The 11,615-nt window shown below is 74.5% G+C and carries 6 protein-coding genes; 3 read left to right on the top strand and 3 right to left on the bottom strand.

The annotated features are described in order from the left end of the window. On the bottom strand, positions 1 to 3,486 hold a 3,486-nt coding region (locus HCJ92_RS17930), incomplete at its 3' end, for a diguanylate cyclase domain-containing protein (protein ID WP_167934632.1). 154 nt (positions 3,487 to 3,640) lie between these two features. Then, on the bottom strand, positions 3,641 to 4,582 hold the full coding sequence (locus HCJ92_RS17925; RefSeq protein ID WP_167934631.1) for a 2-hydroxyacid dehydrogenase: 942 nt from the start codon (positions 4,580 to 4,582) through the stop codon (positions 3,641 to 3,643). A 216-nt stretch (positions 4,583 to 4,798) separates the two neighbouring features. On the opposite strand from HCJ92_RS17925, the gene HCJ92_RS17920 reads away from it, so the two are divergent. The 3 genes from HCJ92_RS17920 (at position 4,799) to HCJ92_RS17910 (ending at position 7,929) form a co-directional block, all read left to right on the top strand. Continuing rightward, complete coding sequence (locus tag HCJ92_RS17920) at positions 4,799 to 5,830, top strand: aldo/keto reductase (RefSeq protein ID WP_167934630.1); 1,032 nt, start codon at positions 4,799 to 4,801, stop codon at positions 5,828 to 5,830. 283 nt (positions 5,831 to 6,113) lie between these two features. Beyond that, complete coding sequence (locus tag HCJ92_RS17915) at positions 6,114 to 7,280, top strand: PQQ-dependent sugar dehydrogenase (RefSeq protein ID WP_167934629.1); 1,167 nt, start codon at positions 6,114 to 6,116, stop codon at positions 7,278 to 7,280. Between the two features lie 208 nt (positions 7,281 to 7,488). Then, positions 7,489 to 7,929: an SUKH-4 family immunity protein gene (locus HCJ92_RS17910; RefSeq protein WP_167934628.1), complete on the top strand. Its 441-nt coding sequence runs from the start codon at positions 7,489 to 7,491 to the stop codon at positions 7,927 to 7,929. Positions 7,930 to 8,170: 241 nt separating this feature from the next. Here the strand turns inward: HCJ92_RS17910 and HCJ92_RS17905 are convergent, their stop codons facing one another. Continuing rightward, entirely contained in the window at positions 8,171 to 11,230 is a 3,060-nt protein-coding gene (locus tag HCJ92_RS17905) for a helix-turn-helix transcriptional regulator (protein ID WP_338054240.1), read from the bottom strand. Positions 11,231 to 11,615: the final 385 nt, after the last annotated feature.

Here is an 11,615-nt window from a genome sequence, read left to right as displayed (position 1 = left end):
GGCCTCGCGCAGCCACCGCAGTGGGCCGGGGTCCGCCGCGGCGCGCCGGGACGGCGTGCGCCGCAGGTCCCCGGCCCGCAGCGCCGCGGCGAGGGCCACCTCGTCGAGCGGTCCACCAAGCGCGGCGCCCTGTCCGCGTCGGCAACCGAGCGAGCGGAGAACCGCGGCCTGGTCGGGCCGGTCCACCCCGTCCGCGACGACCACGAGACCCAGCTCACCGCCCAGGGCGACCAGTGCCGTGACCGTGGTGCGGGCACGGGCGGAGTCGGGGAGCCCAGCGACCAGCGTTCGCGCCAGCAGCATCTCGGTGATCGGCAGCCGCCGGAGCGCCGCCGGCGGCACCGCGCCGTCGCCGAGGTCGACCGCGATACCGACCCCGAGGGCGCCGAGGCGGTCCAGGCACCGACGGTAGTCCGCGTCGTCGAGGAGCGGACCAGCGTCGGTGAGCGCGAGAGTGAGGGCGCGGGCCGGCAGGTCGTACCTGGCCAGGGTCGCGGCCACGGTCTCCGCCGAGACGGTCGCGCTCAGCACGGCCTCGGGGCGCAGCGGGACGGTGACGGGCAGCTCGTGCCCCCGGCGCCGCCGCTCGGCGGCGCCTGCGGCGGCGAGGTCTACCAGGATGCCTCCCGGACGGTGCGACGGGGCGTCGGTCCGCTCGCGGGGAACGGGCCGGGGACCACCGGCGCGAGCGGGACGGGTCGGTTCCTCCACGGGGTCGACGGCCTCGGGGCGACGGGGAGCGGTGCCCGTGTTTCCCCGGCCGGTCCCGCGGCCCCCGACACGCGCGGACCGGACGGCGAGCCACCGGACCGGGGGCGCCGCACGTGCGAGCCCCCCGGACCGGCCCACCCGCTGCGGCGACGACGACGGCAGCCTGCCCGGTCCGGTCTCGGCGGCCCCGGGTCCGCCTGCCCGCGCGGAAGGGGGCGGTGGTGCATCCGAGGGGCGACCGTCTTCGAGGGGCTCCCCGCCCCGGGCCTCGGGGGCCTCGCGTCCCGTTGCGGAGCGCACCGCCCGGGTCGCGCCCTGGGCGGCGACCGCGGACCAGTCGCTGCCCGCGGAGCTGATGAGCCGCAACGCCAGTCCGTGGACCGCCCCGTCCTCCAGTGACACCTGCGGCTGGTGGGTGAGCCGCAGGGCCGGCGGGGGGCTCTCGCCGCTGCGGGCGGCGGGGATGAGCGGGCAGGGCACGCCCTGGGCTCGGGTGCGTTCGGCGGGGGCGTCCTCCCCCACGGCCTGCGCCGCAGTGCGGGCGACGCCCCTCGGGGGCCTCGTCCGGGCGGCGTGGTGGCCGCCGGCGGAGGGCGTGACCGGCGTCGCGGGTGCGGGCCCCTGACCGTGGGACTCCGGATCGTAGAGCTCGACGCGGCCCTTGCCCGCCTGCTTCGCGCGGTACATCGCGACGTCCGCTTCGCGGAGCAGCACGGCGGGGGTGCAGCCGGGGGTGGCGAACGCGATCCCGATGCTGGCGGCGACCCGGACCTCCCGCCCCTCCACGAGGTAGGGCCGGGAGAGCGCGGTCCGCACCCGCTCGGCGATGTCGAGGACCTGGTCGGTGCGGACCTGGCCGGACCGGCAGGGCTCGCCGCCGGCGTGGCAGTCGTCACCTGCCGCGCCTCCGGTGACGGCGGTGGGGGTGCCGGGGTCGCCGGAGCTCGCCGCCGGGCAGGGGCTGAGCAGCGCGGCGAACTCGTCTCCGCCGAGCCGTGCGGTGGTGTCCCCCGACCGTACGGAGTCGCGCAGCCGCCGGGCGGCCTGGATCAGCAGTTCGTCGCCCGCCTGGTGGCCCGCGGTGTCGTTGACGGCCTTGAAGCCGTCGAGGTCGATGTAGAAGACCGCCGGAGTGCCCTCGCCGGTGCGCCGGCTGTCGATGGCCTGTCGCAGGCGTTCGGTGAAGAGCGCGCGGTTGGGCAGGTCCGTGAGCGCGTCGTGGGAGGCGCTGTGCTGGAGCTGGGCCTGGAGGCGTACCCGTTCGGTCACGTCGCGGCTGTTGAAGATGAGACCGCTGTGGTGCCGGTTGACCGAGGACTCGACGTTCAGCCACCGGCCGCCACCGTGGAGGACGCGGCATTCAACGCGCGTCACTGATTCACGCGCAGGCGGCACGGAGAGGAAACGCCGGAGCTCGAACTCGACGCGGCCGAGGTCGTCGGCGTGGATGAGGTCGGACAGGCGTCTGCCGACCAGTTCCTCGGCCGGCAGCCCGTAGACACCGGCGGCTGCCGGGCTCACGTAACGCAGCACGCCGTCCGGCGCGGCGATCATGATGACGTCGCTGGAGCCCTGGACCAGGGAGCGGAAGTGGCTCTCCTGCTGCGCCAGTTCCCCGGCGAGGATGATGTTGTCGCGCAGGGTGATGCCCTGACGTACCAGCAGGGCGAGGACCACCGCGCAGGCGGTGCCGACGACCACGGGGTCGACGGCGCGGCCCTTGGTCACGGTGATGAGGATCGAGAGGGTGCAGACGGCCGCCGCGAGGTAGGGCGTCAGCGCGGCGATCGGCCCCGACAGCGGTTGGGCGAGAGGGGGGTCGGGGGCGTGACGTGCGGAGATCTCCGTCGCGGGCGTGGGCTGCGAGCCGTCGGGTTGCGCCGCGGCGTCGGCTTCCGGGGACGGTGAGCCCGCCTCAACGGGGCCGTCGGCGGGCCGCCCGACGGGAGCGGTCGCACTCGGTGTCCAGGGGGCGCAGGCCAGTAACAGCGAGCCGGCGAACCAGCCGGCGTCCAGGAGCTGCCCCGAGCTGTACTGGTCGCGCAGCAGGGGGGAGGTGAACAGGGCGTCGCACAGGACCGTGAGACTGAGCGCGCCGAGCGCGGTGTTGACCGCGGCCCGGTGGGCCGCGGTGCGCCGGAAGTGCAGCACCAGGACCATCGTGACCAGGACGATGTCCAGCAGGGGGTACGCGAGCGCGAGCGCGGCGCGGATCACCGTCTCCCCCTGGGACTGCGCGGTGTGGGTGAGGGCGACGGACCACGACAGCGCCAGCAACGACCCGGCGATCAGCGAGGCGTCGAGCCCCAGGCACAGCCAGCCGGCCCGCGAGACCGGTCGCTTGGCGAGCAGCAGCAACCCGACGATCGCCAGCGGTGCGAAGAGGAGGAAACAGAGGTCGGCGACGGAGGTCCGCGGCACCGGCTCGCCGAGGACGACCTCGTACCAGCCCCACACCGCGTTGCCGAGGCCGACCATGAGGGAGGAGAGACCGAAGAGGACCCAGGCCGCCCGGAACTCACCGGCTCGGGTACGGGCGTACCAGAGGCAGGAACCGCTGGCCAGGAGGGCCGCGACGCTGAGGCCGAAGTCGCCCATGATCAGCGCCAGCTCCTCGGAACCCCACCCGAGGGCGGCGCCCACCGCGTAGGCCGCGCACACGGCGGCGAGGGCGACCTGTCGTACCAGGCCGCTTCTCGGCGCCGCCCCGGCGGCGCATTCGGCCACTGCGGGTTCCCCGGCCCGGCCGTCAACTGCTTCTCGTGGACAGTGCATTCGCGTATCGCCCCCTGCGTCCTGGGCACGCCCCTGTGGGACGATACACCAGTCGGTCACAGAATGGCATCCATTCACGACACAGGGTAACTACTGCGCGAATTTCCTCCCTTCGCGGCCGGTTATGTGGTATTCGGAGCACCGGGTGAGCACGTCAGCCGCCCGTGGCCACGACACTCCGCAGCGGCTCGCCCACCGCGAATCGGGACAGCTGACCGTGCAGCATGCGGACGGCGCGGGGCAGAAAGGCGGAGGAGGCACCGCCCACGTGCGGGGTGATCAGCACACCGGGCGACCGCCACAGCGGATGGTCCGCCGGGAGCGGTTCGGGGTCGGTCACGTCGAGCGCCGCGAGGAGCCTGCCGGACAAGGTCTCCGTCAGCAGCGCGTCCGTGTCCACGACCGCGCCGCGCGCCACGTTGACCAGCAACGCGCCCCGCCCCATGCGGGACAGGAACGCGGAGTCGACGAGACCGCGCGTCGTGTCGTTGAGCGGCACGCAGACGATCACCACCTCGGCGTCGGGCAGCAGCCGCGGCAGATCCGCCGCGGCGTGCACCGGCCCGCGGGCCGCCTGCCGGGCGGAGCCGGCGACCCGCACGATGCCGCGCGGCTCGAAGGGCAGCAACCGCTCCTCGACCGCGGCACCGATGCCCCCGTACCCGAGGATCAGCACGCTGCGGTCCGCAAGCGAGGGCAGGACACGGCCGGCCCATCGGCCGTCGAGCTGGTTGCGCACCGCCTCGGGCACACCGCGCAGCGCCGAGAGCGTCAGGGTGAGCGCGAGTTCGGCCGTGCTCGTGTTGTGGAGATCACCGGCGTTGCACAACACGGCGCCCGCGTCGAGGAAGGGCAGGGAGGGCAGCATGTGGTCGTAGCCGGCGGTCAGCGTCTGCACCACGCGGACGCGGCCCATCGTGGGCAGCGGCGCGGTCACGACGGAGGGCGGGCGCATGTAGGGCACACCGTAGAAGACACAGTCGGCCGGGTCGGCCGGGAACTCCCCGTCGCCGTCCCAGAAGTGGTAGCTCAACGAAGTGGGCAGTGGCCCGAGCTGGTCGATCGGGAGCGGAAGCCAAGCGTCACCGGTGGTCATGGACGAAAGCGTATCGAGCAGGCGGCGCGCGAGTCAGGGGCCGGAAGCGGTTACGTTGAACGCCTCGCTCAGGCGCGCGGAGGACGGAGACACACAACACCCCGTGCGCCACGGCGCGTGAACGGGAGCGCGGGACGTATCGGGCCACGGGCGACGACGGCGGGTGTCGCGGAGCGTCGGACACCGCCAGTGGGCACGCGGGGAGGAACGACAGGGGTGCGGAACACCACGGTGGGCGCGGGAGCCTTGCGGGTGGGGGCCATCGGGCTCGGCTGCATGCCCATGAGCTGGGCCTACACCGCTTCGGAGCGCGACGGGCAGGAGTCGGTGCGGACCGTCCACGCGGCTCTGGACCTCGGCGCGACGCTGCTCGACACCGCCGACAGCTACGGACCGTTCACCAACGAGCTGCTGCTCGGCCGAGCCCTCCTGGGCCGACGTGAGACGGCCTTCGTCGCCACCAAGGGCGGGCTGCTGGCGAGCGAGGGGCACCTGGTGACCAACGGCCGCCCCGACTACATCCGGCGGGCGTGCGACGCGTCCCTGCGGAGGCTGCGGACCGACTGGATCGACCTCTACCAGTTGCACCGGCCGGACCCGGACGTGCCGGTGGAGGAGAGCTGGGGCGCCATGGCGGAGCTGGTGCGTGCGGGCAAGGTCCGCTCGCTCGGCCTGTCGGCGCTCGATGTCATCGGACAGGGGCCGCGCCGACCGTCGGCGACAGGTCGTGCGGCGGGGGCCGTCCCCACCGGGGGCTACGGGGCGGCGTTGCGGCTGCTCGACCGGGTGCAGCAGGTCTTCCCGGTGGGCGCCGTGCAGGCGGAGCTGTCGGTCTGGGCTCCCCGTGCCGCGACCGAGCTGCTGCCGTGGTGCCGGGCACGGGGCGTGACGCTCCTCGCCGCCATGCCGCTCGGGAGCGGTTACCTGACAGGCACCCTGACCGCCGGGCGAGGGTTCGAGCCCGACGACGCCCGCGCGAGGCATCCGAGGTTCACGGCCGCGATGATGGCGGAGCACCAGCCGGTGGTCGCCGCCCTCCGCCGCGTGGCGGCGCGGCACGGCGGTGTGACGACCGCCCAGGTGGCGCTGGCCTGGTTGCTGGCCCTGGGCGACCAGGTGATACCGGTGCCGGGGACGAAGAAGGAGCGCTGGGTGAGGGAGAACTGCGCGGCGGCCGGGGTCGTCCTGACCCCGTCGGACCTGGTGGAGCTGAGGGGACTGCCGGAGGCGTTGGACGCCTGGGGCTGAGCCGCGTCGGCCCGCCCGCGTGCGCCGGCTCCGTGCGCACCGGACGCACCCCGCACGGGGCGCACCGCGCGGGGACTCCCAGGGCCCGGCCAAGCCGCGCCGCCTCGACCGCCCGCCCGCCGCCCCGTGCGGGCCCCGCGCGACGGCGTGGGTGCACGGCGGCAGGCCTCGTCGCCGGGGCGCGGGAGCTGCCGTGGCGAACCGGCCGAGCGACGGGTCGGGACGTAGCTTGCGGGTAGACGTGCGGAACCGACCGCACCGTTCACGCTGGGAGGCGTCACCGATGTCCGCACGGCCCCGCTCACAACGCTCACTGGCCGCCGCTCTCACCGCGCTCGCGGTGCTCGCCGTCGGCTGCTCGGGAGAGGACGCGGACGACTCCGCCTCCGATACCGGCGGTTCGGCGGAGGGGACCCCGGAGGAGGGCTCGACCGACGGTTCCACCGAAGAGCCGGGTGGCGGGGGTGCGGCCCCCGCTCAAGGCACGGTGGAGGTCGCCGGAACGGTCGCCGAGGACCTTCCCTCGCCCTGGGGGCTGGTGGAACTGCCCGACGGCGACCTGCTGGTCGGCTCCCGCGACGAGGCGACCGTGCTGCGGGTGGACCCCTCCTCGGGCGAGACCTCGGAGGTCGGCACGATCGACGGGGTGGCCCCGGGTGGTGAAGGAGGACTGCTGGGTCTGGCCCTCGACGACGGGGGTCGGTTGTACGCCTACCTGACGGCCGCGTCGGACAACAGGGTCGTGCGGATGGACTACGCGGACGGCGCGCTGGGCGCACCCGAGGTCGTTCTCGACGGCATTCCCAAGGACACCCGGATCCACCACGGCGGTGGGCTCGCCTTCGGGCCGGACGGCATGCTCTACGCCGCCACAGGCGACGCCGCGGAGCCCGACCTCGCGCAGGATCCCGACTCACCGGCCGGGAAGATTCTGCGGATGACGCCGGAGGGTGGGATCCCGGAGGACAACCCTGATCCGGATTCGCTGGTGTACTCGCTCGGCCACCGCAACGTGCAGGGACTGGCCTGGGACGACCGCGACCGCCTGTGGGCCTCGGAGTTCGGCGCGCGGGACCTGGACGAGCTGAACCTGATCGAGCCGGGCGGCAACTACGGCTGGCCGGAGTTCGAGGGCAGCGGCGGCGAGGACGCCGGATTCGTCGACCCGGTCGCGGAATGGCCCACCGACCAGGCCTCCCCCAGCGGGCTGGCCTACACCGACGGCGCCCTGTGGATGGCGACGCTCCGCGGGGAGCGTCTCTGGCGGGTCCCGCTCGACGAGTCCGGCGACGCCGGCGAACCGGAGGCGTTCCTGGAGGGTGAGTACGGCCGGCTGCGGGCGGTGCTGGCCGTGGGGCCGGGCGAACTGCTCCTCGCCACCAACGAGACCGACACCCGGGGAACACCGGAGGAGGGGGACGACCGGCTGCTGCGACTCACCGTCAGCTGACGCACCGACGTCACCACCGCCCCGTGCGGTGAGGAACCGGCGCACGGGGCGGCGGGAGGCGGACGCACGGGGCGGGTCCCGTTCCGGTCGCACGCGTGACGCGCGGCGGCCCCGCGCCGGGTTGCGGTGGGGAGCGGTTTCCGGACGGAGCGGCTGCAGGGCGGGCCGGATGGGACGCGGCGGGCCCGCGGTTATCTAGACTCGGCGCATGGACGATGTCGAACTCGCCGAACTCCTCGACCAGCGGGAGGCGTTCCCGTACCCGGGGACCTGGCTCGCGGCCCCCTTCGCCAACCGCGAGGCGGGTGACCGCAAACTCGCCGTCGTCGCCCGCGACGAAGGGCTGAGCTTCATCGGCGTGGATCGCGCCGAGGGCGGAGTGTGGGGCGTGCCCGAGGGCGGCGACCCGAACCTGGTCAACACGGGGCTGCCGGAACTCGTGGCCTGTTCGCGGGCCTACCGTGAGGCGTCGGTACGGATCGCGGCAGCCGGCGAGGCCGCTGTCCCGGGGCCGGAGCATGAGGCCGGCGAGCAGCTGACGGAGGCTCTGGTCGCTCGCTTCCGCGAGATCGATGCGCCCGCAGTGGCCGACGGGAACACCTTCTGGTCCGTGGCGGCCGAGGAACTGGGCCACGCGGTGGCCGGCTGATCGCCGGCCGACCGCCGATCGCACGGTGACCCCGCCCCGCCCCGTGCCCCGCGCACCGGACGGGGCACGGGTGCGCGGCGCCGGGCGTGCCAGACCGGGAGGCCAGGGCATGTCGCTCGGACCGTACGCGGGGCCGCAACGCCTGGCACCGCGCACCCCTGCGTCACCGAATCCGCGACGGCGCCCACGTAGCATCTGCGATGCTCCGCCTTGCGATCCGCCGCACCAGGCACGGCGGGCCTTACCGGCGCCGTTCCCCAGACACGCCCTGGTCGGAGGACACCTGCACGAGGCGGAGACGGTGCGCCAACGCCGCTGCCTCCCCTCGGCTGGAGACCTCCAGCTTGGCCAGGATGTTGGAGACGTGGACGCTCGCCGTCTTCGGCGCGATGTAGAGCGCTTCCGCTATCTGCCGGTTGCTGCGGCCTTCGGCGACGAGGGAGAGGACGTCGCGTTCCCGGGCCGTGAGCCCCATGGTGCCGTCGGGTCCCGCGTCCGTCCCGGCTCCGCCCCCGGCGCGGCCGGGACGGCGGCTGCCGCCCGTCCCCGTCACGTCGAGCCGGGCTCGCTTGGCCAGTCTGTCGATGTCGGCGCGCAGCGGGGTGGCGCCGAGCCGGTCCGCTGCGGCTCGGGCGGACCGGAGCTGCTCCGCCGCCGCTCGGCGGCTCCCGCCCCGCGCGATCAGTGCCTCGGCGAGTCGGCGCCGGGCGTAGGCGAGGGTGAGAACTGAGGTGGCGCGGGGCGCTTCGAGTGCCTCGATCAGCCGCTCCCAGTGCTCGGGGCGGTCCTCGCCCTCCGCGCGTGCCCGCTCCGCCCGCAGGTGGATCTCGCCGGTGGCCCACGGCTCGATGTTCGTGGGCAGGCGTGAGGCCGCCGCCTGGATGCGACCCAGTACCTCCCCGGCACCGTCGGAGGACGGGGCGGCTCCGCGGGCGTCGGCCTCGACGGCGGCTGCGGCGGGCAGCAACCGCCACATGAGCGTGGTGAGGTAGGGCGGCGGCTCGCCCTCCAACGCACGGGCCAGGTGCGCCCGTGCCTCGGCGGTACGGCCGGTCGCCGCGGACACCTCCATGGCGAGCCATGCCTCCGGCAGCCGGTACTGGGGCGGTACCTCCCCGCTGTCGATGAGGGCGCGGACCTCCGCCAACGCCCGTTCGGCTCCTTCCACGTCGCCCCTGCTCAGCCGGAGGAGTCCCAGCTGGGCGTGGGCGCTGGAGCGGGGCCTGGGTTCGGCCCCGGTGTCGGCCGCGTAGGTGAGCGCCTCCTCCGCGGCCGTCCACTCCCCGAGGTCGGTCAGAACGCTGCCCCGGTTGGCCTGGAGCCACGGCTTGGCCTCGGAGAGGCCGAAGCGGTCGCAGAGTTCGAGCCCCTCGTCCGCGGCGTCGCGGGCCTCCCGCAGCCAGCCGTAGCGGGCCAGCGCGCCGGCGAAGTTCACCAGAGCGCGCCCGATGTTGTTGCTGGAGGGCGGTATCCGGACCTGGAGCATCTGGTCGCGGACGGCGCGCATCTCGGCGAGGCCGCCGTCCACGTCGCCGGCGTCGGCCTTGAGGTTGGCGAGCGTGAACCGGGCGTGCAGCTCGACGGAGACCGCGCCGGTCACCCGCGCCATCTCGATCGCGCGCTCCGCGAACCCGAAGCTATCCGGCCCTGGGTGGTTGACCGCCTGCCAGGACGCGACGGCGGCCAGCACGTGGGCATGGCCGAGGGACGGCGGCAGGCCGCTGATCAGGGCGCGGGCCCGTTCCAGCTCCTCCAGGCCGTTGCCGCGACCCAGCTGGTCGCGCGCGCGGGAACGGTTCACCCAGAACCACGCGGCGCGCAGGGGGTCCTCCTGCTCGTCGAGCAGCCGCAGTGCCTGCTTGGTGAGGGCCCAGGCGAGGTCGGGCTGGCCCGACTGGCGGGCGGCCTGCACCGCCTCCGCGAGGAGGTCCCGGAATCGCAGTGGCTGTTCCGGGTCCGTGGCCGGGAAGCTCTCGATGTGGTCGGCCGGGCGCAGCGTGCGCCGGACTTCCTTGGGAACACCGTCCCAGAGTTCCACTGCCCGCTCCAGTAGCCGCAGTTGCTCGGCATAGGCGTAGCGGCGCCGGGCCTGCACCGCCGCATCCAGCACAGCGGGCAGGGCGCGCGAGGGCTCACCGGCGAGGTGCCAGTAGCGCGCCTTCCGGGCGGCCAGTTGGTCGTCGGGCACGAGATGGCCGCTCTCCTCCAGCGCCTCCGCGTAGCGTCGGTTGAGCCGGGCGCGTTCCCCGGGCAGCAGGTCGTCGACGACCGCCTCCCGCATGAGCGCGTGCCGGAAGCGGTAGCCGTCCCCGTCGTCGGTCGGCACGAGAAGGTTGTTGCCGACCGCGTCGCGCAGCGCGGTCAGCAGCTCGTTCTCCGAGCAGCGGGCAACGGCGGAGAGCAGGACGTGCTCGACGGACGACCCGCCCTCGGCGACGATGCGCAGCACCTCCTGGGTGGATTCGGGAAGGGCTTCGACGCGGACGAGGAGCAGGTCACGCAGGGAGTCGCTGATGTCGCCGGAGCCGCCGCCGGCCGTGAGTTCCTCGACGAAGAACGGGTTGCCCTCGGAGCGGGTGAAGACGGAGCGTGCCACGGCAGGATCGGGCTGCGCCCCCTGGATGCCTGCCATCTGGGCCGAGACCTCGGGGTGGCTGAGCCTGGTGAGCTCGATCCGCTGCACGCTGCGGAGACGGTCGAGTTCGGCGAGGAACGGTCGCAGCGGGTGTCTGCGGTGGATGTCGTCCGTGCGGTAGGTGACGAGGACCATCAGACGAGAGCGGTTCACCGAGCGGAAGAGGTAACCGAGCAGTTCCCGGGTCGATCGGTCGGACCAGTGGAGGTCCTCGACCGTGACGACGATGGTCCGGTCGGTGGCGAGCCGTTCCAGGAGGCGGGTGGTGAACTCGAAGAGCAGCGCGCGGTCCACCTCGCCCGGGGGCGCGTGGCCGGAGTCCCCCAGTTCCGGGAGGAGCCGAGCCAGTTCGTTCTCCTGCCCGGCGGCGGCGCCGGGCAGCGCGTCGCCGAGTTGGCGGTGGAGGGACCGCAGGATCGCCGCGACCGGGGCGAAGGGCAGGCCGTCGGTGCCGAGTTCCACACAGCCGCCGGTGGCGGTCAGGGCACCGAGCCCCGCGGCGTGCGCCGTGAACTCGGCCAGCAGCCGGGACTTTCCGACGCCGGCCTCGCCGCCGATGACCAGAGCCTGCGGCTCGCCCTGCTGGGCTCGGGCAAGACCCTGCCGAAGCTGGGTCAGTTCGCCGGCGCGACCGACGAAGACTGGGCTGACTCGATGACTCCGCACGGGATCGAGGATCGCACGGGGCACGGGGGACTCTCCAGCGGATCGGGGCCCCTGCCGGCAGCACCCGCCGCACGGGGCGGGCGCGTGGGGCGGGCGGGCACGTGGCGCCGACGACGGTCGCACAGGGCCGTTGGGGCGGTACGGGGCGGAGCACAGGGCTGGGGAAGCAGGTGCCCGGCCTCGCGAGCCGACCGCGCCGGGCCGTACCGGGCCGGAGAGGACCGGCCCATGTGCCCGAGATGTCGGCCGGGCGGTGCGCCGGACCCGCCCCGGGGCCGTCGGCAGCCGTACGCCGGCGGGGCAGCGCAGTGGCGGAGCGGGGCGCGGCAGGGCCCGTGCCGACCGCACGGGGCGGGAAACGGCTCCCACGGGGGCGGGGCCGGAC

Source organism: Streptomyces spiramenti (genome assembly GCF_012034385.1).
Lineage (GTDB): Bacteria > Actinomycetota > Actinomycetes > Streptomycetales > Streptomycetaceae > Streptomyces > Streptomyces spiramenti.
This window is presented reverse-complemented; position numbering and strand designations above follow the sequence as displayed.

Excerpts from the sequence above, each read along its gene's own strand:
- HCJ92_RS17925 (WP_167934631.1), bottom strand. The coding sequence starts at position 4,582 with ATGACCACCGGTGACGCTTGGCTTCCGCTCCCGATCGACCAGCTCGGG.
- HCJ92_RS17915 (WP_167934629.1), top strand. The coding sequence starts at position 6,114 with ATGTCCGCACGGCCCCGCTCACAACGCTCACTGGCCGCCGCTCTCACC.
- HCJ92_RS17910 (WP_167934628.1), top strand. The coding sequence starts at position 7,489 with ATGGACGATGTCGAACTCGCCGAACTCCTCGACCAGCGGGAGGCGTTC.